Origin of the sequence: Leclercia adecarboxylata, from assembly GCF_006874705.1 — a bacterium.
In the GTDB taxonomy this organism is placed as follows: domain Bacteria; phylum Pseudomonadota; class Gammaproteobacteria; order Enterobacterales; family Enterobacteriaceae; genus Enterobacter; species Enterobacter adecarboxylatus_C.
In genome coordinates this window covers 481,725-505,706 of the sequence record NZ_CP035382.1, presented here as the reverse complement: position 1 = coordinate 505,706, position 23,982 = coordinate 481,725, and the positions used below count along the sequence as shown (strand labels likewise).

General features: G+C 59.0%; 16 protein-coding genes. 8 read left to right on the top strand and 8 right to left on the bottom strand.

Annotation, left to right across the window (positions count from 1 at the left end; all coding sequences use genetic code 11):
• The first annotated feature begins 33 nt into the window (after positions 1 to 33).
• A complete protein-coding gene (ipdC, locus tag ES815_RS03375) occupies positions 34 to 1,689 on the top strand; it encodes an indolepyruvate decarboxylase (protein WP_142486625.1) in 1,656 nt (551 codons plus the stop codon).
• On the opposite strand, the gene ES815_RS03370 is transcribed toward ipdC, so the two are convergent.
• Entirely contained in the window at positions 1,690 to 2,925 is a 1,236-nt protein-coding gene (locus ES815_RS03370; protein ID WP_142486624.1) for an ion channel protein, read from the bottom strand. It lies immediately after the preceding gene.
• Positions 2,926 to 3,129: 204 nt separating this feature from the next.
• Between ES815_RS03370 and glk the strand changes: the two genes are divergently transcribed.
• A complete protein-coding gene (gene glk / locus ES815_RS03365; protein ID WP_142486623.1) occupies positions 3,130 to 4,095 on the top strand; it encodes a glucokinase in 966 nt (321 codons plus the stop codon).
• Between the two features lie 41 nt (positions 4,096 to 4,136).
• Here glk and ES815_RS03360 read toward each other — a convergent pair whose 3' ends face one another.
• Both ES815_RS03360 and ES815_RS03355 read right to left on the bottom strand, forming a co-directional pair.
• The gene (locus ES815_RS03360) at positions 4,137 to 4,874 is read right to left on the bottom strand and encodes a LytR/AlgR family response regulator transcription factor (RefSeq protein WP_142486622.1); all 738 of its coding nucleotides are present in this window, start codon (positions 4,872 to 4,874) and stop codon (positions 4,137 to 4,139) included.
• Between the two features lie 11 nt (positions 4,875 to 4,885).
• The gene (locus ES815_RS03355) at positions 4,886 to 6,583 is read right to left on the bottom strand and encodes a sensor histidine kinase (protein ID WP_142486621.1); all 1,698 of its coding nucleotides are present in this window, start codon (positions 6,581 to 6,583) and stop codon (positions 4,886 to 4,888) included.
• A gap of 384 nt (positions 6,584 to 6,967) precedes the next feature.
• On the opposite strand from ES815_RS03355, the gene alaC reads away from it, so the two are divergent.
• Complete coding sequence (alaC, locus tag ES815_RS03350) at positions 6,968 to 8,209, top strand: alanine transaminase (RefSeq protein WP_142486620.1); 1,242 nt, start codon at positions 6,968 to 6,970, stop codon at positions 8,207 to 8,209.
• 56 nt (positions 8,210 to 8,265) lie between these two features.
• Here alaC and ES815_RS24110 read toward each other — a convergent pair whose 3' ends face one another.
• From ES815_RS24110 to ES815_RS03325, 5 genes are all read right to left on the bottom strand, one after another.
• Positions 8,266 to 8,325: a hypothetical protein gene (locus tag ES815_RS24110; RefSeq protein WP_223610505.1), complete on the bottom strand. Its 60-nt coding sequence runs from the start codon at positions 8,323 to 8,325 to the stop codon at positions 8,266 to 8,268.
• Between the two features lie 372 nt (positions 8,326 to 8,697).
• Positions 8,698 to 9,618 (bottom strand): kdo(2)-lipid IV(A) palmitoleoyltransferase, encoded by a 921-nt coding sequence (lpxP, locus tag ES815_RS03340; RefSeq protein WP_142486619.1) that lies wholly within the window; start codon positions 9,616 to 9,618, stop codon positions 8,698 to 8,700.
• A gap of 249 nt (positions 9,619 to 9,867) precedes the next feature.
• Complete coding sequence (locus ES815_RS03335) at positions 9,868 to 11,313, bottom strand: hypothetical protein (protein ID WP_142486618.1); 1,446 nt, start codon at positions 11,311 to 11,313, stop codon at positions 9,868 to 9,870.
• Positions 11,310 to 11,663, bottom strand: coding sequence for a hypothetical protein (locus ES815_RS03330; protein ID WP_142486617.1), 354 nt, complete (start codon positions 11,661 to 11,663; stop codon positions 11,310 to 11,312). The genes ES815_RS03335 and ES815_RS03330 overlap by 4 nt, the downstream gene beginning before the upstream one ends.
• Before the next feature lie 267 nt (positions 11,664 to 11,930).
• Positions 11,931 to 12,824: an alpha/beta hydrolase family protein gene (locus tag ES815_RS03325; protein ID WP_260609657.1), complete on the bottom strand. Its 894-nt coding sequence runs from the start codon at positions 12,822 to 12,824 to the stop codon at positions 11,931 to 11,933.
• 114 nt (positions 12,825 to 12,938) lie between these two features.
• Between ES815_RS03325 and ES815_RS03320 the strand changes: the two genes are divergently transcribed.
• The 5 genes from ES815_RS03320 to ES815_RS23725 all read left to right on the top strand — a co-directional run bounded on the left by ES815_RS03320 (position 12,939) and on the right by ES815_RS23725 (position 23,917).
• On the top strand, positions 12,939 to 14,600 hold the full coding sequence (locus tag ES815_RS03320) for a Mur ligase (RefSeq protein ID WP_142486616.1): 1,662 nt from the start codon (positions 12,939 to 12,941) through the stop codon (positions 14,598 to 14,600).
• A gap of 9 nt (positions 14,601 to 14,609) precedes the next feature.
• Positions 14,610 to 15,305 (top strand): cysteine protease LapG, encoded by a 696-nt coding sequence (gene lapG, locus ES815_RS03315; protein WP_142486615.1) that lies wholly within the window; start codon positions 14,610 to 14,612, stop codon positions 15,303 to 15,305.
• 9 nt (positions 15,306 to 15,314) lie between these two features.
• A complete protein-coding gene (lapD, locus tag ES815_RS03310) occupies positions 15,315 to 17,261 on the top strand; it encodes a cyclic di-GMP receptor LapD (RefSeq protein ID WP_142486614.1) in 1,947 nt (648 codons plus the stop codon).
• Positions 17,262 to 17,287: 26 nt separating this feature from the next.
• Entirely contained in the window at positions 17,288 to 17,629 is a 342-nt protein-coding gene (locus ES815_RS03305; protein ID WP_142486613.1) for a tryptophan synthase subunit beta, read from the top strand.
• Between the two features lie 780 nt (positions 17,630 to 18,409).
• Positions 18,410 to 23,917: a hypothetical protein gene (locus tag ES815_RS23725; RefSeq protein WP_185902380.1), complete on the top strand. Its 5,508-nt coding sequence runs from the start codon at positions 18,410 to 18,412 to the stop codon at positions 23,915 to 23,917.
• The last annotated feature ends 65 nt before the right edge of the window (positions 23,918 to 23,982 follow it).

Here is a 23,982-nt window from a genome sequence, read left to right as displayed (position 1 = left end):
CAAAGTGAAGTCAACATTATAAGGATAATAGTCATGCTTACCCCCTACACCGTCGCCGATTACCTGCTGGACCGCCTTACAGATTGTGGTGCCGATCATCTGTTTGGTGTGCCAGGCGACTACAACTTACAGTTCCTCGATAACGTTATCGCCAGCCCGGATATTGGCTGGGTGGGTTGTGCTAACGAATTGAACGCCGCCTACGCCGCGGATGGCTACGCGCGCTGCAAAGGGTTTGCCGCGCTGCTGACCACCTTTGGAGTGGGCGAGCTTAGCGCCATGAACGGTATCGCGGGCAGTTTCGCCGAGCACGTACCGGTTCTGCATATCGTGGGTGCGCCGGGAAGCGCCTCGCAAAAAAGAGGGGAGTTGCTGCACCATACCCTCGGTGACGGCGAGTTTCGTCACTTCTATAAAATGAGTGAGCCCGTGACCGTCGCGCAGGCGCACCTCACCGAACAAAATGCCTGCTATGAAATCGACCGGGTATTGACCGAAATGCTCCGGGAGCGCCGTCCCGGCTACATCATGCTACCTGCTGATGTGGCCAAAAAACCTGCCAGTCCGCCTGTAAGCGCTCTCATTGACCGTCTTTATGAAAGCGACAGCTTCCGCCTCGATGCCTTCCGCCAGGCGGCAGAGAAACGGCTGGCTGCGAGCGACCGCACCGCGCTGCTGGCCGATTTCCTGGTCCTGCGCTACGGTCTGAAAAACCAGCTCCAGCGCTGGGTGGAGCAGACGCCAATGGCGCACGCCACCCTGCTGATGGGGAAAGGAATTTTTGACGAGCGCAAACCGGGCTTCGCGGGCACCTATAGCGGTTCTGCCAGTGCGGGCGACGTCAACGAGGCCATTGAAGGCGCCGATACGGTGATCTGCGTGGGGACACGATTTACCGATACGCTTACCGCCGGGTTCACCCATAAGCTTACGCATCAGCAGACGATTGACGTTCAGCCCCACGCCTCGCGGATCGGGGATGTCTGGTACACAGGGATCCCAATGTCCCAGGCGATTGAGGTGCTCTCGAGCCTGTGCCATCAGTACGTCAGCGCCACCGCGGCGAACCGTCCGGCACGGCAGCTGCATGCGGTCCATCCCGGCACGCTGACGCAGGATAGTTTCTGGAAAACGCTGCAAACCTTTATTCGCCCCGGGGATATTATTCTCGCCGATCAGGGCACCTCGGCCTTTGGTGCCGGCGCGCTGCGTTTACCCGAAGACGTGAATTTTATCGTTCAGCCGATCTGGGGCTCGATTGGCTATACCCTTGCCGCCGCCTATGGCGCGCAGACGGCCTGCCCGGATCGCCGCGTGATTGCCATCACCGGCGACGGCGCGGCGCAGCTCACGATTCAGGAGCTGGGCTCGATGCTGCGGGATAAACAGCGCCCGGTGATCATGGTCCTGAACAACGAAGGCTACACGGTGGAGCGTGCCATTCACGGCCCGAATCAGCGCTATAACGACATTGCGCTGTGGAACTGGACGCAGATCCCGCAGGCCCTCAGCCTGGATTGTCAGGCCGAGTGCTGGCGGGTGAGTGAGACGGTGCAGCTGGAAGAGGTGCTGGAGAGAGTGGCGCACCCGGAACGGCTTTCGCTGATTGAGGTCATGCTGCCGAAAGCCGATGTTCCGCCGCTGTTGAGCGGCATCATCCAGGCGCTGGAAGCGCGTAAAAGCGCCTGATTACTTATCTTCGCGCCAGGCAATCATCATCGGTCTGCCCGCCAGCAACAGCCAGGCGGGCAGCATCACGATACAGAGCAATGGCAGCAGGGTGGTGTCTGGCACCACCACTGCCGCCATAAACAGGCTCAGCCAGGCATCCCGGGTAACAACCAGCACCAGCCCCAGAATTGAACAGGAGATGGTGATCGCCGCCGGTACCGCCTCGACGTGCTCATGCAGCATCAACCCCAGGGCGACGCCGATAAAGACCGCCGGGAAAATGCGCCCCCCGCGAAAACCGCAGGCCGCTGCCACCACCAGCGCCGCCAGTTTGATCAGCGCAAAGAGCAGATAATCTGAGACGCTGAACAGCTGGCCGAACGCCATCTGCTGCATCTCATCCAGTCCTTTGAACAGCGTAATGTTGCCCCCGATAGCACCGAGGATCCCCAGTATCAGCCCACCCACACCAAGAATAAGTACCGGGTGCTTCAGGCGATGCATCAGCCGGTGCAGGCGCGGCAGACACCAGACCGCCACCATCCCCAGCGCGATGGCAATGGCGGCGACAATCGCCCCGCTAAAAATATCCACCAGCTGCATCTGGCTGTAGTGGGCGAGGGGCAAGGAGAAGTGGGGATGGAAAAACAGGCTGGTGGTCAGAGCGCCGGCGGCCGCAGACAGCAGCGGGGCGAACAGGCGATCCCAGAGGGGGATCTCGGCGTTGCCGCTCAGGGTCTGGGAGAATATCAGGGCCGCTGCGACGGGCGTGCCGAACAGCGCGCCTATGGTGCCCGCCGAGGCGAGGATGGTCCAGTCCAGGGCGTTAACTCGGGGAAAGACACGCGAACCCACGGCAACGGCGAGGGCGATATTCACCGCCATCACCGGATGCTCTGGCCCGAGGCTGACGCCCCCCGCGAGTCCGATAATCAGGGCGATAATCAGCCCGGGCAGGGCTGCGGCGTCCACCGGCGCGCCAATCAGCGGTTCTGTCGCCGGGTCCGGCCCGGCGTGGCCCGGGCTGTAGCGGATCACCAGCCCTACGGCGATACCGGTCAGGGTCAGGGTCAAAATCACCCAGGTCGGGGAGCTCGCGCTGAGGCCGACCGTGGAAGGCAGTGACGTCCACAGAATTGACTGTAATACTGAGGCGACTTTCATAATCACAATCAGAATCAGGCTGGAGGCGACGCCAATAATCAGCGCGGGAGGGGCCAATAGCAGCATCGTTCTGGCTCGCGGATGGAGCATGATGATTTCCTTGTAAAAATTGGCGGTCTTTACTTTGCACGCTCAGACTGATGCTAATAGTGCAAATGGTGCTGAAACGGTAAAGTGAATCTGTGACGAAGATCGATAATCCTGGGGTGCTTTTATTCAGGTCGTTGTTGTTATCGGGCCTTGAATTTAGAGTGTGCCAAAGAGTTATTTTGACTTTAGCGGAGCAGTAGAAGAATGACAAAGTATGCTTTGGTAGGTGATGTAGGAGGCACTAACGCGCGTCTGGCGTTATGTGACGTCAACTCGGGGGAGATCTCCCGCGCCAAAACCTATTCCGGGCTGGATTATCCCAGCCTTGAAGCGGTGGTTCGTGTCTATCTGACCGAGCATGATGTCAGCGTTGAGGATGGCAGTATCGCCATTGCCTGCCCGATTACCGGTGACTGGGTGGCGATGACCAACCACACCTGGGCGTTTTCCACGGCGGAGATGAAAGCCAACCTTGGCTTTGCGCATCTGGAAATTATTAACGACTTTACCGCGGTGTCGATGGCGATCCCGATGTTAAAACCGGAACATCTGATCCAGTTCGGCGGTACCCAGCCAGTGGAAGGTAAGCCGATCGCCGTTTACGGTGCCGGCACCGGTCTTGGCGTCTCGCATCTGGTACACGTCGACAAGCGCTGGATCAGCCTGCCAGGCGAAGGCGGCCACGTGGATTTCGCGCCTAACAGCGAAGAAGAGGGCATTATCCTCGAAGAGCTGCGCGCAGAGCTCGGCCACGTGTCGGCGGAGCGCGTGCTCTCGGGCCCGGGGCTGGTGAATCTCTACCGGGCAATCGTCAAGTCTGACGGGCGTCTGCCGGAAAACCTGCAGCCGAAGGACGTAACCGAACGCGCGCTGGAAGATAGCTGCACCGACTGCCGTCGTGCGCTGTCGCTGTTCTGCGTCATCATGGGGCGTTTTGGCGGCAACCTGGCGCTGAATCTGAGCACCTTTGGCGGGGTCTACATCGCGGGTGGGATCGTACCGCGCTTCCTCGACTTCTTTAAATCCTCCGGCTTCCGCGGCGGGTTTGAAGACAAGGGCCGCTTCCGCGACTACGTTCGGGACATCCCGGTATACCTGATCGTGCATGACAACCCGGGCCTGCTGGGTGCCGGGGCGCATCTGCGCCAGACCCTCGGCCAGGTGCTGTAATCCTTCCTCCCCGGTGAACGTCCGTTCACCGGGGATCGCCTTCACAGGTGCATCAGCTGGCGAAAATCTTTCACCTTGCTGCGACTTACCGGCACCTGAAAATCCAGATCCTTCAGCCGCAAAATGTAGGTGTTGTTAAACCAGGGCTCGATCTCGCGGATCTTGTGCAGGTTTACGCAGAACGAACGGTGGCAGCGGAAAAAATGGCTCGTCGGCAGCTTGCTGCAGAACTCGGTGATGTTCATCGGCATCACGAACGACTCGCGACGGGTATAGACAAACGTCATCTTCTCATGCGCTTCGGCGTAATAGATATCGTCCACCGGCGTCACGATGATGCGCTCGTCCTTGATCAAATTGATGGTGTCGTTTTCACGCGTTACCGGTGAGGCTGCGACCTGTCCCGCGCCCGACTGCTGGTGCCAGGCTTGCTCAAGCTTTTGCAGCATGCTGACGATCCGCGACTCCTGATACGGCTTCAGAATATAGTCGAAGGCTTCCAGCTCGAACGCCTCCACCGCATGCTCTTTCCATGCGGTAACAAAGACGATAAAAGGCTTACTGGCAAACTGGCTGATGTTTTGCGCCAGCAGCACGCCGTCCAGCGACGGAATATTAATATCCAGAAATATGGCGTCGACCCTGTTGTGCTGAAGGTATTTCAGCACGTCCAGCCCGTCCTCAAAGGTGCCGACAATCTCCATCTGGCTATGTTCTTTGATAAGCCAGCTCAGCTCCTGTTGAGCGAGTATTTCATCTTCCACAATGATGACTTTCATGGGCACTCTCTCTACGACAATAACAACGTCTGCGCATGAACGGCGGAGCGTTCATTAGGCACATAAAAGGCGATCTCGGTACCCGGCTCAAGGCGGCGAATGTGCAGCCCTTCACCATAGAGCAACTTCACGCGGTGGTGAACATTCAGCAGGCCAATTTTATTGCCGGGCATTTCGTTCGACTCCACCCGCTCAATCACTTTCGGATCGATACCGTGGCCGGTGTCGCGTACCGCCACCCGCACGCGGTTACCGCACTCCGCCACGCTTATCGTCACTACGCCTTTACCCTTACGCGGCTGAATACCGTGGACAATGGCGTTCTCCACCAGCGGCTGGATCAGCAAACTCGGGATCACACAGTTCACCTCTTCATCTATGTCATAGATGACGGTGAGCTTATCGCCAAACCGCGCCTGCTCGATGGCGATGTAATCCTTAATCTGGTAGAGCTCTTTTTTGATGTCGATCTGCTCATCATCCTTCAGCTCAATGTTGTAGCGCAGGTAGCGCGACAGATTAAAGATCAGCTGACGGGCGGTGTCCGGATTCAGGCGGATCGATGAGGAGATGGCGTTCAGGGCGTTGAACAGGAAATGGGGATTAATTTTACTCTGCAGGGCGCGTAGCTCGGCTTTGTTGGCCATCTCCCGCAGCTGCTCGGCACGGGACACCTCCAGCTGGGTGGAGATAATCTGCGACAGCCCGACCGCCATCTCCTGCAAGGATGAGGTGATCTGGTGCGCGTGGCAGTAGTAAATTTTTAGCGTGCCGGTGACGATCCCTTTCTCCCACAGCGGGATCACCAGCATGGAGTGGATCTCCGGGGTGCGGTGGGCTTCATCGTTATTCTTGATGATGATTTTGCCGTCGCTGATGGCCTGTCGGGTGGTGGGGCTAACGGTATCGTCATTATCCCGGTAGTTATGCTCGCCCACGCCCACGTAGGCCAGCACCCGGTCAATATTGGTAATGGCCACCGCATCGGCGTGAATATCGCTGCGGATGATGTCGCACACCTGACGCAGGGATTCGGCATTAATATCGCGAAACAGCGGCAGGGTTTTATTGGCAATATCCAGCGCCAGCTTGGCCTGCCGGGCGGCGCTGGCCTCTTTTTCACCCTCCACGCTCTGCACCAGCAGCACGATAAAGCCGATGCAGACAGTGCCGAGGATCATCGGGATGCCGATTTTCGACACAATATCCAGCCCCAGTTCGGCGGTCGGCGCCCAGGCCACCACCAGAATCATGGTCATCGTTTCACAGACCATCCCGCCGATAATGCCCGCCCGCCAGTGCTGCTTTTTGGGGAATTTGCGGTTGATCCAGCCCGACATCGCGCCCGCGATGACGCAGGTGATAAGGCAGGGAACAGCCGTCACGCCGCCGATATCGATCAGGTAACGGTGAAGCCCGGCGATGACGCCGGTGATAATCCCCACCCAGGGGCCAAACAGGATCCCGCCTGACATCACGGCAATAATACGCACGTTGACCAGGGAGCCTTCCACCGGCACCCCGGACCAGGTGCTGAACAGGGCAAACATCGAAAAGATGACGGTGACCGCCAGCAGCTCGCGCGGCGAGTGGGCTGATTTATGCAACAGCTCGCGGAACAGGCGGATACGGATCAGGAAGAACAGGCAAATCAGCATTAATGCCGCGCGATCGAAGACCGCCAGCAGCATATTGAATATTTCGTGCACGGGTAAACCTGGGAAAACGGGAAAGAACCATGATAAAAAACCTGACGCCCAATGACCAGCCATCCGTAGAATTTATGAAATGAGGATAAACCATACAGTTCAAAGGGGATAAATTGAGGTTCACCTGAAAGTTGTACTTGTGAGAAAAACCACCCAAAAGTCGTAAATCCATTGATATTAAAATGTTAAGAAAAAGGCATCAGAGATGCCTCTTTTTATTATCACTTCCCGTTTTAGCTGCAGCAGTGTTCCCGTTTTAGCGCTACGTTTTTTTTATTTTTGCCTCTCGACAAGTCGATTTTTTTCAGGTTATTTTCTAAGCACGCCACACATCGTGGCGACGTCGCTCGGACGGTCCGGGCGCTAACGTTATCTGAGGTAGGTATGGCTGATTCCAGTCCTGAACGCCGTTTTTCGCGTATCGATCGTCTCCCCCCGTATGTGTTTAATATTACCGCTGAACTGAAAATGGCTGCGCGTCGGCGCGGCGAAGACATTATTGATTTCAGTATGGGCAACCCGGACGGCGCCACGCCGCCGCATATCGTGGAAAAACTCTGCACGGTCGCCCAGCGCCCGGATACGCATGGCTACTCCACCTCCAAAGGGATCCCGCGTTTACGCCGTGCCATCTCGCGCTGGTATCAGGACCGCTATCAGGTTGATATCGATCCCGAGAGCGAAGCCATCGTTACCATCGGCTCGAAAGAGGGGCTGGCGCACCTGATGCTGGCGACGCTGGATCATGGCGACACGGTGCTGGTGCCGAACCCCAGCTACCCGATCCACATTTACGGCGCGGTCATTGCCGGCGCGCAGGTACGCTCCGTGCCGCTGGTGGAAGGTGTCGACTTTTTCAACGAGCTGGAACGCGCTATCCGCGAAAGCTATCCGAAGCCGAAGATGATGATCCTCGGTTTCCCCTCCAACCCGACCGCCCAGTGTGTCGAACTCGATTTCTTTGAAAAGGTGGTGGCCCTGGCGAAGCGTTACGATGTGCTGGTGGTCCATGACCTGGCCTACGCCGATATCGTCTATGACGGCTGGAAAGCCCCGTCGATTATGCAGGTTCCCGGCGCACGCGACGTGGCGGTGGAGTTCTTCACCCTGTCGAAAAGCTACAACATGGCGGGCTGGCGTATCGGCTTTATGGTCGGCAACAAAACGCTGGTGAACGCCCTGGCGCGCATTAAAAGCTATCACGACTACGGCACCTTTACCCCGCTGCAGGTGGCGGCCATTGCTGCCCTGGAAGGGGATCAGCAGTGCGTGAAAGATATCGCCGCCCAGTACAAACGCCGTCGCGATGTGCTGGTTAAAGGGCTGCATGAGGCGGGCTGGATGGTCGAGATGCCGAAAGCCTCGATGTACGTCTGGGCAAAAATCCCGGACGCCTACGCCGGAATGGGCTCGCTGGAGTTCGCCAAGAAACTGCTGCAGGACGCGAAGGTCTGCGTCTCACCGGGCGTGGGCTTTGGCGAGTACGGCGATACGCACGTGCGTTTCGCGCTGATTGAGAATAGCGACCGTATTCGTCAGGCGGTGAGGGGGATCAAGAGCATGTTCCGTGCCGACGGGCTGTTGCCCCAGGCGACAAAAACCTCGCCAGAGCAGGCCGGTCAGTAAGCGCCAAAAAAAACAGGAGCCAGTGGCTCCTGTTTTTTTAACTGCATTTTCTTCGCTCAGTTCATCATCAGGGCAAAAGTGCCGACCCAGGCGAACACAATAACCGAAAAACCCATAAAGAAATATTTCACGTTCATCGCTCCGCGTATATCGTGATACGCATTAAATACAGAGTCCAACTGAGTATAGAGAGGTGAAGTCAGGCCAGGACGGAAATGAGAATTATCCCCGTTATGGCGTCAACTCCAGCTCAGAATTCTGCGCTTCCCGCTGCCAGACGGCGCTAATGTACGCCTAAATTTCAGGGGTGACAAGATGCATTTTTTTAAATAATTTCCGCGACTTACGAGTGTCGTGGAACGGCGACAGTTTAATTTCGTGGGGTAATAAATCGCGCTTGAGCAACATAGCGTGCTAACGATAAAGCGGGGTGATTACAGGTGATTGAAAAGGTTAGTCTCAAGGCGAAACTAACCTTCGGCAGAGGCTTAACGATAGAGGGACGCCTCGCCCTCGGGACGAGTTTTGAAGCGGCGATGCACCCACAGATACTGTTCTGGCGCACGCATGATCTCTTTCTCGATCACCTTATTGATCCAGGCTGCGGCAGCAACCTCTTCCTGCGGATAGTTTTCCAGTTCTGGCATGATAAACAGGCGATAACCGCTATTATCCGTTTTTCTCACCATTGTGACGGTCAGCATCGTGGCTTTGGACAGGCGTGAAATCACGAAGGTTCCGTTAGTCGTCGCGACATCTTTCACCGCAAAGAACGGGGCGAAGCTGCTGCCATTGCGGCCATAATCCTGGTCCGGGGCAAACCATACCGCTTCCCCTTTTTTCAGGGCGCTGACCAGTCCGCGTAAATTATTACGGCTGATCATCGCCTTATTAGACCGCATACGACCGCGGGTCTGTACCCACTCCATCAGCGCGCTGTTGTGCGGCCGATAGGTGGCCATCATGGGCTGGCACAGCCCCATCACGCGACCGCCCAGTTCCAACGACATAAAGTGCACGCCGATCACCATCACTCCACGGTTTTTGGCCTGCGCACGCTGTAAATTTTCCAGACCTTCGACATCGAACCACTTGCGTACCCGTTTGTCCGGCCAGAACCAGGCCATCCCCGTTTCCAGTAACGCCATGCCGATGGATTTAAAGTTTTCAGTAATCAGATGTTCGCGCTCTTCGGGCGATAAGGCCGGAAAACAGAGCTCGAGGTTTCTGCGGCCAATGGATTCCCGACGTTTCAGAAAACGACGCGAGAGACTACCAAGGGTGGCACCCAACCAGAGCAGCACCGGGTAGGGAAGTTGTACGAGCAGCCACAGAACACCCAGACCAAACCACGTAAACCAGTAACGGGGATGCAGAAGGGTGAGTGTGAATTTGCATTGAGACAAGATAAGACAACCTTTATGAAGAGTGTGGAGGTAGCGCCAGACGGGCGATACGCCGTACTGCTTTTATGACCCGTATTAATACTAACGGTTCCGGGCTGTTACCGTACAGGTCGACTGGTCTGATAATGCGAGTTGCCGTTGGGCGGCGTAATGTAGCACTGAATATATCTTAACTGCTATCACTACTTTGTGCTCAAAAAACAGCAGTAAAAGGCGTCGAAAACGGGCCGATTCATTGTCCCAAAAAAGACATTAGTTTTCATGTGTTTCATAGCCAAAATCAAAGCCCATCAGCAGGTTCTGGCGCAGGGCGTGATTCAACGGATAGCTGTAACTTTGTCCGATGCTGACCGCATGAATAACCCGTAACAGTGTCCCGCCGCCCAGCCTCGAGGGTTCGTCGGTGATCGCCACCTCCGCCCCCTGCAAGCCATGACGTAAGGCGTGATAAGCCGGAGAGGCCGTGATGCTGTTATTCATCATGCTAAACACGCCCGGCAGCAGGCAAATCGTCAGCACCGGGAAGGTCAGCGGATGGCGATTGAGCAGGCGAACCGGCCGCCAGGAGGTGATATAGAGCAGGGCCGCGCTCAGGGGGAGCAGCAGCAGGTAGAGCAGTTTTGCCAGATGGGTGAGGGCACCGAGCAGCGAGAACATTAACGCAATCGGCGGGACAATCACCGCCCGCGCCGCATCCTCTCCCTGCTTTTCATTCGCGCCGCCCGCGCCGTAGCTTGCCAGCTCGGCCTGCAGGCGCGGGATCTGCTGTTGCACAGCGTAATCAAGATGGGGTGCCTGTAGCTCAAGCGCAAACAGTTTCAGGGCGTCGTCTTTGGGGTACTCAAAAAGGATCCTGCTCTGGCGGGGGAGGGACAGCTTGTCACGCAGCGTTTTCTGCACCACCTCCAGCATGAAAAACGCCTCCCAGTCGAGCCGGGCAGGGATTATCTCCCCCTGATAACGCACCTCTTTCTGTGAAACATCGTAGTAGTCGAGATAGTCCCTGTAAATTTCCGCGCGCGCCGCCAGCCAGGCTTTGTAATAGCCGAGGAGCCCCCCCTCCTGGACGCTGATGCTGTCACGCAGGTTCTGCGCCGCCTCGCTTTCGAGCAGGTCGTGATAGCGGCTGACCGAGCTCATCAGAAGCGGCAGCATAGCTAAAAACGCTTTCCCCGACGGGCTGGTCCAGGTCTGCCGCTGCCCGCCGTCGGGATCCAGCGGGATCCCCTCCAGCGTCTGATGCCCGTCAATTAAGGATTGCTGGTAGAGCTGCGCCAGCAGCGCCTTATGCCGAAATTCGCCGGTGCTTTGCGCAACCTGATGCTCAATCACCCGTTCCACCGTCTGCCAGGTCACCACGCCGGCCAGCAGGCAGAGCGAAAACACCATGCTTGCCACATACAGTGCGGGAAAATCGATGCCACGTTTTTTCAGCCAGGCGTTGCCGCCCAGCACCAGCTGCAGTATCAGCAGGGACGCGGCGATGGCGGTTAACGCCCGGCCGTAGCGTTCCATACTGTGGATTTCATCGGGCGTGGAGAGACTTCCCACCAGATCCAGCAGGCGCGAGTTGAATGCCAGCTCGCAGATGAGATAGGTGAGGGTGAGGATAATTACCAGGACGTTCTGCCAGAGAGGCAGCGTCGGGCGCTTGATCTCAGGGCGGCTGCTCAGTTCACCGATGACGCGTTCCGTCATGATTTCAGCTCCAGACTCGTCTGACGGGTTATCGCCGGTTGCCAGATCTGCTCGGGCAACGAATTGTCCAGCACCGGCATTGCCCTGGGCTGTGGTTGGTCTGCGGCTTTGATCTGCGGCCGTTTTTTCACTTTCACGGGTGGCGGCTCGTCCTCTGGCATTTCGCTGAACGATTCCTGCACGCGCTGCACGGGCATCACCGGGGGATGAACGTACCCAGGGCGATAGTATTTTTGTACCGGCCGTGCCCGGCTGGAGGCATTTTCATGGGAAGAGCACCCGCTTACGCCCAGGAGTAGCGCTAACAGCATCAGCCCGCAGCGGGGTATTTTTTGCAGTGGCACGCTCATCAGTTTGTCCTGACCCTGTTCACAGCGGAGGGATGTCTCCTTAACTGTAATCGGGAATTTTAAATCAGGCAGTTGTATCGCCTGAAAATTCGCCCTTTGCGCCGCTCCGGTGAGGCGGCGACATGGTCAGTATGTATTCAACGCCAACATTTATTCCTCATGATTTTTTATTATTCATTTCAGGACCATCAGCCTGGGTGATGAGACCAAAGCTCATGGTCAGCCTGCGTTTATCACTACCACGGGCGGGGGCGCAGGGTTGTATCCTCAGGATTTTGGGATATGTCCGCGCTGCGGACAAAGACGAATGGCGTTGACCGCGGCATTACCCAGCAGATTGTGGTACATCGGCGGGGCGGCGGGGCGTTCCAGCAGTTCCACCCGGTGGCCATGTTCCCGCAGCGCAGCGGCAAAGCGCGCCTGCAGATCGAACGGCGTATTGCGGTCCTGTGGGCTGCCGATCACCATGATCAGCCGCAGAGGATCGGCGGCGATCCCGTCAAGATGATCGAGCGGATCCCATGGGTGCGGGAGCCCGGTGGTGTCCAGTGCCGGTGTCAGAGCTTTGCCCTGGCGCAGACGTAAACGCTGCGCCCGCTCCAGCAATCCCCAGGCGCCGGAGGAAAGTACCGCGCAGTCGATATCGCGACGGCCGGTGGTCAGCAGCGCCGAGGCGGCGGTTGAGCCGCCGCTGTGACCGCTGAGGATAAAACGCTGAATACCGTAGCGGGCTTTGATGGCGTCAAGGGCGGCCGCGATCGCCTGAAACTCTTCCAACTGACGACGACGGTAGTGGTTGCCGCTGGAGCCGTAGGTGCCGGGGCGGGCGATAACAATCGTCGGCAGCCCGGTCTGGCGCAGCATGGTGCGGGCCAGTCGGCGCTGGGCACCGGCAGTGTTGCCGGGGATGGCGTCGGGTGAACGCTTTATCTGTGAGACCCGGTCGCCTTTCAACACCACCAGCGCCAGCGGGGCGTCACGCAGATTTCCGGCGCTGAAATAGCGCATGCAGGCCTCGCCGCTCGGGTACTGCACCCAGGCGGCGTCGTTGCTGGAGGGGCAGTGTTGTCGGCTGGCCGGTTGGTTCCACAGCAGCGGCTCTTCAGCGTGAGCGAAAGCGCTTATCAGCAGCAGAAACCCTACCCTGGAACATCGACTCACAATACCTCCCCGGCAGAAACAATAGACATACAGAATACACAACGCATTACACATAATGTTATCATCGGTTAGGATTTTTCTGACAGGGTTCCTCTGGCGTTATCAGGAGTTAACATGCCGCTCAGTGACTTACTTGCGCAGACCCGCCCGGCGATGGAATTGCTGGACGTTGCGCCTAAACCGCCCGTTTGCCCCTCCTGGGCGATCTTTTTTAGTGCTTCCGACAGTCAAAACCGTGCGCACATTGTGCAGGGTCATGGCGATACCTTTGATCAGGCCTGGCAGCAGGGCGCCGGGGCGCTACAACAGTGGCAACAGCAGAGCGGAGCTGACGTCCGCTGGCTGCGGGTTGACCTCGTCGATAAAGTGAAAGCGCTGCGCTGGGACACGCTGCAAGCCCAGTTAGCCAAAACAAAACGTAACTATTTTCGCTATGGCCTGAGCTTCGATCCGGCATTTCGCTACGCCATGCTGGAGCAGGAAATTGCCGCCAACGCGCTGCTCTATCACGGCGATCACGGCGTCGCCACGCCGAATGCCAACAACCTGGCCCATTTTACCCGTCGTCGCTTCGGGGCGGTGCTGAGCTGGCCCGAACAGCCTGACCAGGCGCTCTGGCGTTTCACCACCCGGGCCTTTTTCTGCGATGGCGAGCAGCTGTTGCCTGTCGAGTCGATCGGGCGTAACAGCGGTTACCGCCAGCTACCCGACTGGCAGGCGACGGCGCTGGATCCGATGATCGCCTCGGCCACTGATTATCTGGCGCGCCAGATTACCCCTTCCGGGCGCTACCAGTACGGCTGGTTCCCCTGCTTCGATCGCGCCATTCCGACCTATAACGCCCTGCGCCACGCCAGCTCAACCTATGCGCTGCTCGAAGGCTGGGAGGTGACGCGACAGCCTGCGCAGTTCGCGGCGATCGAGCGGGCGCTGGCCGATCTCTGCACCAGCTTTATTCGCACTTATACCCTGCCGGATGGCAGCGAAGCCGATTTCCTGGTGGATACCGGGGATGAGATCAAGCTGGGCGGCAACGCGGTATGCATCCTGGCGATGGCGAAATACAGCGAGCTGACCGGCGATCCCCGCTACCTGGAGCAGATGGCGCGGCTGGCGAACGGGATTGGCTTTATGCAGGATCCCCAGACGGGTGGGTTTGTGCATGTGCTGAACGGCCGGGATCTCTCCCTGAAGGCGGCGCACCGCATTATCTATTACGACGGTGAAGCGGCTTTCGCGCTGATGCGTCTCTACGGGCTGACAAAGGCGCCGCGCTGGCTGGCAATGGTCGAGCGGGCAATGGATCACTTTATCGAACAGAAGCACTGGCAGGCCCACGATCACTGGCTCAGCTACTGCGTGAACGAGCTGACGCTGTACCGGCCGCTGGAGCGTTATTACCAGTTTGGGCTGGATAACGTGCGCGACCACCTCGATTTTGTCCAGAACCGGGTTACTACCTATCCCACGCTGCTGGAGCTGATGATGGCGGCATCGCGGATGATCGCGCGGCTTGAAACCTCGCCGCATAAACACCTGCTGGCGGGCTTCGACATGGCGGTATTCAATCAGGCGCTGGAGACCCGCGCCCGCTACCTGGCTAATGGCTTTTTCTGGCCGGAGCTGGCGATGTTCTTTAAAAACCCGCCACGTATCGTCGGCAGTTTTTTTATTCGCCACCATAGCTACCGGGTGCGGATCGACGATGTTGAGCACTACCTGTCTGGCTATGTCGCGTATCGTCAACGCTGGCGCGCCCGGTCAGGCGAGCAGTAAGCCGCTCCCATGCGACCTCCGCGTTCCTTCATCTCAGTGCAGTGTCGACGTTGGTTGTCGCTCTGGCTGGTGGCATTGCTGGTTATCTCCCCCGGGCTCGGCGCCGGGTGGGATTTCAGTGCCATCAGCACCCGCACCGAGCGGCTGTATGGCCCAGCCACCCCCGCCGCGCGGCAGCGGATCGATGAGTGGGCGGCCTTGCTTAACAACCCAGCGCAGGGCACGATCCAGGACAAGTTAAAGCAGGTTAATCAGTTTTTTAACGCCAGAATGGCCTTCCGGGATGATATCGTCGTCTGGAAGCAGCAGGATTACTGGGCAACGCCGATTGAATTTCTCCGTAAAGGGGCAGGGGACTGCGAGGACTTTGCGCTGGCGAAATATTTTACCCTGCGCGAAATGGGCGTTCCTGCGAACCAGTTACGTATTACCTATGTAAAAGCACTCGAACTGAATCAGGCGCATATGGTGGTGACATGGTATTCCACCCCCACGGCGATCCCGCTGGTTCTGGATAATCTTAAAACCGCCATCCTGCCGGCCACCCAGCGTACTGACCTGCTTCCGGTGTACGCGTTTAACGGCGAAGGGCTCTGGCTGCCGCAGTCCGGCGGCAACAAACGCGTGGGCGACAGCAAAAGGCTCTCCCGCTGGCAGGATCTTCTCACCCGAATGCGTGCAGAAGGATTTGTAATTAATGAATAGGATAGGGCCATGTCTCTTTATAAACAGCTACTGATTGGCATCTGTTTATTTACGTTCGTCATTTTCTGCGGGAACTTCGTGGTGACCCTGGAAAGCTCACGGGAGCAGTACCGCAACCAGCTCAGCGCCCACGCGCAGGATGCGGCGACGGCGCTGGGGCTGTCGCTGACCACCCATATCGACGACCCGACCATGACCGAGCTGATGGTGAACTCCATCTTCGACAGCGGCTATTTCTATCGCATTCGCGTGATCGACATTAAGACCAATAAGCCGATCATCGAGCGCAGCGATGTGCCCCAGGATACCCGCGTCCCGCAGTGGTTCGTGCGGCTGGTGCACCTTAGCCCTGGCGAAGGCGATGCCATCGTGATGCGCGGCTGGACCCAGGTCGCCCGGGTCGAAGTGGTCAGCCATCCGATGTTTGCCCTGGCGCGCCTGTGGAACGGCATTGTCGCCAGCTTTTTGTGGCTGACCGGCTGTAGCCTGCTGTTCCTGCTCGCCGCCACCCTGCTATTACGCCGCAGGCTGCGCCCGCTTAACTATATTGTCGACCAGGCGATGGCCATCTGCCGCCGCGAGTTCCTCAATGTGCCGGCCCTGCCGAAGACCCCGGAGCTGCGCCGGGTCGTTGAGGCCACCAACATGATGGTGACCCAGCTTAAAGCGTTATTCAGCGAGCAGGCCCGGCGCACCGAGTCCCTGCGTCAGGAGGCCTATCATGACAGCCTGACCGGTCTGAGCAACCGCCGCGCGTTTGATATGCAGCTACAGTCGCGCCTGAGCGATGAAGAGAACGCCGGCGGCCACATCCTGCTGCTGCGGGTCCAGGATTTGATGGGCCTCAACCAGCGTCTTGGCGGGGCGAAATCCGATCGGCTGCTGGTGGCGGTGGCGGATATTCTGACCGGCCTGCAGCGCAACTATTTTCACAACGAAGGCTTTGTCGCCCGCGTGCGCGGCGGGGAGTTCGCCATTATCGCCCCGCAGATCCTCGGGCAGGATCTCGATAACCTGAGCAACACCCTCAGCACCCAGCTGAAGGCGCTGTCTGAGACGGGCATGAGCGACGTGACGCCGGTCGCCCACTTCGCGCTGGTTCCTTTTAACGTGGGCGATACCCCCCAGGCGGTGCTGGCGCAGGCGGACCAGGCGCTGGCGAGAGCGGAAACCGAGATGCGCTTCTTTGCCAGCTCCGATACCGTACCGACCGGAGAGCGCGAAGAGGATCATCACAGCTGGTACACTCGCCTGGATACCGTGCTGACCAATGGCACCTTTGAGCTGTTCTCGCAGCCGGTGTATGAGTGCAACAACGCGCATGTGGTGCTGCACCATAAGATCCTTGCCCGCATTAAAACCCGTGAGGGTGAGCTGGTGCCGGCGGGGCGCTTTATGCCGTGGATCCACCGTCTCGATCTCAGCCGTCGCATGGACATCGTGATGCTGCAACAGACCCTGCAAGAGCTGGCAAAATCGCCGCGCCCGCTGGCGCTCAGTATCAGCGGTGCCAGCGTCAGAGACGACCAGAGCCTGAACGCTCTGCTGCAACCGCTGAAAGGTGCACCGCAGCTGGCTACCTGGCTGACTCTTGAGCTGGATGAAAATGAGCTTCCCGATGTTGAGCGCGTAAACGTGCTGGTCAGTCGTCTGAAGGCATTGGGTTGTCGTCTGGGGATCCAGCATTTTGGTGGTCGTTTCCACCTTATCGGCAATTTACCGCAGTGGGGTCTGGCCTGGATTAAAGTTGATGGCAGTTATATTCGCGATATAGACAGCGAGGACGATAAAAAACTGTTTATTGAGGCAATTTACTGGGCGACACGCCAGATTAACCTGCCGCTTATTGCCGAACGTGTGGAAACAGCTGGTGAACTGACGATTCTGGAAAAAATTGGCCTTCATGGCGCGATGGGTCGCTATTTCGCTGACGCCAGTACGCTGGGCGGAAATTAACCTCACAGGCTGAACGGAGGCTGAAAATGTATTACGTAGAACGCGATACGGAAAGACGAATTATTCGGGTGGAGCTGACCCCTTTTTCCACGATGACGGAACAGCATGACCTGTGCACACCCGAGATTGACGAGTGGATGCGTCAGCGAGAGATCCGCGAAGCCACGCTGTATCAACTGCGGCAGAGCGACCTTGAAATGGTGCGCGTGCTTGAAGACTTGATCGAGGTGCTGATGAGCAAAGGCGTGATCACCATTACCGATCTGCCGCCAGCTGCGCAGGCGAAACTCACCAGCCGTGCGCAGGCGCGCCGCTCGCTGAGTGGTCTGGAAGGGTTAATCGCAGAGGATGATGAAGGGCTTATTTAATCCCTATCGTTACGTGAAGGGATTAATCAACAATGACCAGGGGGCGATGGCCTGGCTCCCTGTTTTGATAGGCATACCTTTTAAAATTTCTATTCATTCATGTCATCTATTAATATAAGGCCCTGACTCGGGCCTGCATCAATAAATTTGTTGCTGAAAGGCGTATCGTAGTCAGAGTTGCACAGCAAATTACTAATACAGATTTAATTCTCTTTTAGCATTCTAAGCCTGAGCAATGGATGAATTGGGCGTGAAAAGGATTGAGGGATAAATATATGAGCGGCGTATCCGGGATCGTCAAAGCAGTAATAGGGCAGGTATTCGCAGTCAGTCCTGATGGCAGCACGCGGTTGCTGACGGAAGGTGACAGGGTCCTCGACGGGGAACAAGTCCAGACGGGAGCAACTGGTGCGATTACCTTATCGCTGGCGAACGGCAAACAGTTAGATCTGGGCCGTGACAGCCACTGGGACAGCGCAGGGCATGTGGCCACCGATGCCACAGCGGCCCAGCAGCAGGACGTTGCAGCTATTCAGCAGGCCATTGCCGACGGGCAGGACCCGACGCAAACCCTGGAGGCGCCGGCCGCAGGTCCTCAGCCCGGTGATTCTGGGGGTGAGCCAGGCGGCAGCGGCGGAGGGTCGCATACCCACGTCGTGCTCGATTTAACCGCTGAGATTGTCGACCCTAATGCAGGTTACCCGACGATCGGCCTTGATTTTCCTGATGATGAGCCCCCGGAAGAATTAACGCTGCTCGATACTGACGATTCGGATTCGGATGCAGATGCAGACGCAGACGCTGATGCCGACGCGGATGCCGATGCCGACGCCGACGCAGATGCCGATGCCGATTCTGACGCGGATGCCGATGCAGACTCTGACGCCGATGCCGATGCCGATGCCGATGCGGACGCAGACTCTGACGCGGATGCAGATGCAGATGCAGATGCCGATGCGGATGCAGACGCTGACGCTGATGCCGATGCCGATGCCGATGCCGATGCCGATGCCGATTCTGACGCCGATGCCGATGCTGATGCCGATGCTGATGCGGATTCTGATGCGGACGCCGACGCCGACGCAGATGCCGATGCTGATTCTGACGCGGATGCCGATGCAGACTCTGACGCCGATGCCGATGCCGATGCGGATTCTGATGCGGACGCCGACGCCGACGCCGACGCCGACGCCGATGCGGATGCAGATTCCGATTCTGACGCTGACGCGGATGCGGATGCGGACGCCGATGCCGATGCGGACGCCGATGCGGATGCGGACGCCGATGCGGATGCAGACGCCGATGCTGATGCCGATGCCGATGCCGATGCTGATGCTGATGCTGATTCTGACGCCGATGCAGATGCGGATGCCGACGCGGATGCTGATGCTGATGCTGATGCGGATGCGGATGCGGATGCGGATGCGGATGCGGATGCGGATGCGGATGCGGATGCGGATGCGGATGCCGATGCCGATGCCGATGCCGATGCCGATGCCGACGCGGATGCCGATGCCGATGCCGATTCTGACGCCGATGCGGATGCAGACGCTGATGCCGACGCAGATGCTGATGCAGACGCGGATGCGGACTCTGATGCAGACGCAGACGCCGATGCGGATGCCGATGCCGACGCCGATTCCGATGCTGATGCTGATGCTGATGCTGATGCTGATGCTGATGCTGATGCGGATGCTGATGCCGATGCCGACGCGGATGCCGATGCGGATGCAGATGCTGATTCTGACGCCGATGCGGATGCAGACGCTGATGCCGATTCTGACGCTGACGCGGATGCGGATGCCGATGCGGATGCAGATTCCGATTCTGACGCTGACGCGGATGCGGATGCCGACGCTGATGCCGATGCTGATTCTGACGCCGATGCAGACGCAGACGCAGACGCAGATGCCGATGCCGACGCCGACGCCGATGCAGATTCTGACGCTGACGCCGATGCGGATGCAGATTCCGATTCTGATGCTGACGCGGATGCCGACGCAGATGCCGATGCCGATGCCGATGCCGATGCCGATGCCGATGCCGATGCTGATGCCGATGCTGATGCCGATGCCGATGCTGATGCCGACGCGGATGCCGATGCGGACGCTGACGCTGATGCCGATGCTGATGCGGACGCCGACGCCGACGCAGACGCCGATGCGGATGCAGATTCCGATTCTGATGCTGACGCTGATGCCGATGCGGATGCCGATGCCGACGCTGACGCGGATTCTGATGCGGACGCCGACGCAGACGCCGATGCGGATGCAGATTCCGATTCTGATGCTGATGCCGATGCGGATGCCGATGCCGACGCTGACGCGGATGCCGATGCCGATGCCGATGCGGATGCTGATGCAGATTCTGACGCTGATGCCGATGCGGATTCTGATGCGGACGCCGATGCAGATGCCGACGCAGATGCCGATTCTGACGCCGATGCCGATGCCGATGCTGATGCCGATGCTGATGCCGACGCCGACGCCGATGCTGATGCCGATGCGGATGCGGATGCGGATGCAGATTCCGATTCTGACGCTGACGCTGACGCTGATGCAGATGCAGACGCTGATGCTGACGCGGATGCCGATGCAGACGCTGATGCTGACGCGGATTCTGACGCGGATGCAGACGCGGATGCCGATGCCGATGCCGATGCCGATGCAGACGCTGATGCCGATGCGGACGCGGACGCAGACGCTGACGCAGACGCAGATGCCGATGCCGACGCCGACGCTGACGCGGATGCCGATGCGGATGCGGACGCCGATGCGGACGCTGACGCAGATGCCGATGCCGATGCCGACGCGGACGCTGACGCAGATGCCGACGCGGACGCCGATGCGGATTCGGATTCGGATGCCGATGCGGACGCTGATGCAGACTCTGACGCGGATGCCGATGCGGATGCAGATTCTGATGCGGACGCCGATTCCGATGCCGATGCCGATGCGGACGCGGACGCCGATGCAGATTCTGACGCAGATGCCGATGCCGATGCTGATGCCGATGCAGACGCAGATGCGGATGCCGATGCCGATGCCGATGCCGACGCAGACTCTGACGCGGATGCAGACGCCGATGCCGATGCGGATTCCGATGCGGACGCCGATGCAGACGCTGACGCCGATTCCGATGCCGATGCCGACGCAGACTCTGACGCGGATGCAGATGCAGATGCCGATGCGGATGCTGACGCCGATGCCGACGCAGATGCCGATGCCGATGCCGATGCAGATGCAGATGCAGATGCCGATTCCGATGCGGACGCCGATGCGGACGCCGATGCGGACGCCGACGCGGATGCAGATGCCGATTCTGATGCTGATGCTGATGCTGATGCTGATGCTGATGCCGATGCGGACGCTGATGCCGATGCGGACGCTGATGCCGACGCCGACGCGGATGCCGATGCGGATGCCGATGCGGACGCTGATGCAGATGCAGATGCAGATGCGGACGCCGATGCTGATGCTGATGCGGACTCCGATGCGGACTCCGATGCGGACTCCGATGCGGATTCTGACGCCGATGCGGATGCGGACTCCGATGCGGATTCTGACGCCGATGCGGATGCGGATGCCGACGCGGATGCCGATGCCGATGCGGATGCCGATTCTGACGCTGATGCGGATGCAGATTCAGACTCTGATGCCGACGCGGATTCGGATGCCGACGCGGACGCGGATGCAGATTCTGATGCGGATGCCGATGCCGATGCAGATGCCGACGCAGATGCCGATTCTGACGCTGATGCGGATGCAGATTCAGACTCTGATGCCGACGCGGATTCGGATGCCGATGCGGATGCCGACGCCGATGCTGATGCTGATGCTGATGCCGATGCGGACGCCGACGCCGATGCGGATGCAGATTCTGACGCCGACGCAGATGCCGATGCGGACGCCGACGCCGATGCGGATGCAGATTCTGACGCGGATGCGGATTCTGATGCGGACGCCGATGCCGATGCCGATGCCGATGCAGATGCCGACGCAGATGCCGATTCTGACGCTGATGCCGATGCGGACGCTGACGCGGATGCAGATTCTGATGCTGATGCTGATGCGGACTCCGATGCGGATTCGGATGCAGACGCGGATGCTGATGCCGATGCGGACGCCGATGCGGATGCAGATGCTGATGCAGATGCGGATGCAGATTCTGACGCGGATGCAGACGCCGATGCCGATGCGGACGCGGACGCAGATGCCGACGCGGATGCCGATGCGGATGCAGATTCTGACGCCGATGCCGACGCAGACTCTGACGCCGACGCAGATGCGGATGCGGATGCGGATGCTGATGCGGACTCTGACGCGGATGCAGATGCGGATGCAGATTCTGACGCCGACGCCGATGCAGATTCTGACGCTGATGCCGACGCGGATGCCGATGCGGACGCTGACGCAGATGCCGACGCGGATGCCGATGCGGATGCTGACGCCGATGCCGATGCCGACGCAGATGCCGATGCTGATGCTGATGCCGACGCCGACGCCGATGCTGATGCCGACGCCGATGCTGATGCTGATGCTGATGCGGATGCAGATTCTGACGCCGACGCCGACGCCGACGCGGATGCTGATGCGGACGCAGATGCGGATGCCGACGCGGATTCTGATGCTGATGCCGATGCCGATGCCGATGCCGATGCCGATGCCGATGCGGATGCGGATTCTGATGCGGATTCTGATGCGGACGCTGATGCCGATGCCGATGCTGATGCTGATGCGGATGCGGATGCAGATTCTGACGCTGACGCTGACGCTGACGCCGACGCCGACGCCGATTCCGACGCAGATGCTGACGCCGATGCAGACGCAGATGCCGATGCCGATGCCGATGCCGATGCGGATTCTGATGCGGATTCTGATGCGGATTCTGATGCGGACGCTGATGCCGATGCCGATGCTGATGCTGATGCGGATGCGGATGCAGATTCTGACGCTGACGCTGACGCCGACGCCGACGCCGATTCCGACGCAGATGCTGACGCCGATGCAGACGCAGATGCCGATGCCGATGCCGATGCCGATGCCGATGCCGATGCGGACGCTGACGCTGACGCTGACGCTGACGCTGATGCCGATGCCGACGCCGATGCTGATGCGGACGCTGATGCCGATGCTGATGCTGATGCTGATGCGGACGCTGATGCCGATTCTGACGCTGATGCCGATGCCGATGCCGATTCCGATGCGGACGCCGATGCGGACGCCGACGCCGATGCGGATGCGGATGCGGACGCTGATGCCGATGCTGATTCTGACGCCGACGCCGACGCCGATGCTGATGCGGACGCCGATGCGGACGCCGACGCGGATGCCGATGCCGATGCGGACGCTGATGCCGATGCGGACGCCGATGCCGATTCGGATGCGGACGCTGATGCCGATTCGGATGCGGACGCTGATGCCGATTCGGATGCGGACGCTGATGCCGACGCGGATGCAGACGCCGATGCAGACGCAGACGCTGATGCCGACGCGGATGCCGATGCCGATGCGGATTCTGATTCTGATGCCGATTCCGATGCCGATGCCGATGCGGACGCGGACGCCGATGCAGACTCTGACGCTGATGCCGACGCGGATGCCGATGCGGACGCTGACGCAGATGCCGATGCCGATGCGGACGCCGATGCGGACGCAGATTCCGATTCTGACGCTGACGCGGATGCGGATGCCGACGCGGATGCCGACGCGGATGCCGACGCGGATGCGGATGCAGATTCTGACGCCGACGCAGATGCCGATGCTGATGCAGATGCGGATGCTGATGCGGACTCCGATGCGGATTCTGACGCTGACGCCGACGCGGATTCTGACGCGGACGCCGATGCAGATGCCGACGCAGATGCCGATTCTGACGCGGATGCCGATGCAGACTCTGACGCCGATGCCGATGCCGATGCCGATTCTGACGCCGACGCCGACGCAGATGCCGATGCCGATGCTGATTCTGACGCGGATGCCGATGCAGACTCTGACGCCGATGCCGATGCCGATGCCGATGCCGATGCCGATGCCGATGCCGATGCCGATGCGGATTCTGATGCGGACGCCGACGCCGATGCGGATGCAGATTCCGATTCTGACGCTGACGCTGACGCTGATGCGGATTCTGACGCTGATGCGGATGCGGATGCAGATACGGACGCCGATGCAGATGCGGATGCTGATGCAGACGCTGACGCCGACGCAGATGCTGATGCCGATGCCGATGCCGATACCGATGCGGACGCAGATGCAGATGCAGATGCTGATTCCGACATCAAACTGACCGTTACCGTCACGCCAGGCAGTAAAACGACCGAGACGTCAGATGACAAGATCATCCACATTAAC

What these genes read in the sequence shown, in the direction of transcription:
- ES815_RS03335 (WP_142486618.1), bottom strand. Translation starts at nt 11,313, where the DNA reads ATGACGGAACGCGTCATCGGTGAACTGAGCAGCCGCCCTGAGATCAAG.
- ES815_RS03370 (WP_142486624.1), bottom strand. Translation starts at nt 2,925, where the DNA reads ATGCTCCATCCGCGAGCCAGAACGATGCTGCTATTGGCCCCTCCCGCG.
- ES815_RS03330 (WP_142486617.1), bottom strand. Translation starts at nt 11,663, where the DNA reads ATGAGCGTGCCACTGCAAAAAATACCCCGCTGCGGGCTGATGCTGTTA.
- ES815_RS03305 (WP_142486613.1), top strand. Translation starts at nt 17,288, where the DNA reads ATGTATTACGTAGAACGCGATACGGAAAGACGAATTATTCGGGTGGAG.
- ipdC (WP_142486625.1), top strand. Translation starts at nt 34, where the DNA reads ATGCTTACCCCCTACACCGTCGCCGATTACCTGCTGGACCGCCTTACA.
- alaC (WP_142486620.1), top strand. Translation starts at nt 6,968, where the DNA reads ATGGCTGATTCCAGTCCTGAACGCCGTTTTTCGCGTATCGATCGTCTC.
- ES815_RS23725 (WP_185902380.1), top strand. Translation starts at nt 18,410, where the DNA reads ATGCAGATGCAGACGCAGACGCTGATGCCGACGCGGATGCCGATGCCG.
- lapG (WP_142486615.1), top strand. Translation starts at nt 14,610, where the DNA reads ATGCGACCTCCGCGTTCCTTCATCTCAGTGCAGTGTCGACGTTGGTTG.
- lapD (WP_142486614.1), top strand. Translation starts at nt 15,315, where the DNA reads ATGTCTCTTTATAAACAGCTACTGATTGGCATCTGTTTATTTACGTTC.
- ES815_RS03320 (WP_142486616.1), top strand. Translation starts at nt 12,939, where the DNA reads ATGCCGCTCAGTGACTTACTTGCGCAGACCCGCCCGGCGATGGAATTG.
- ES815_RS03360 (WP_142486622.1), bottom strand. Translation starts at nt 4,874, where the DNA reads ATGAAAGTCATCATTGTGGAAGATGAAATACTCGCTCAACAGGAGCTG.
- glk (WP_142486623.1), top strand. Translation starts at nt 3,130, where the DNA reads ATGACAAAGTATGCTTTGGTAGGTGATGTAGGAGGCACTAACGCGCGT.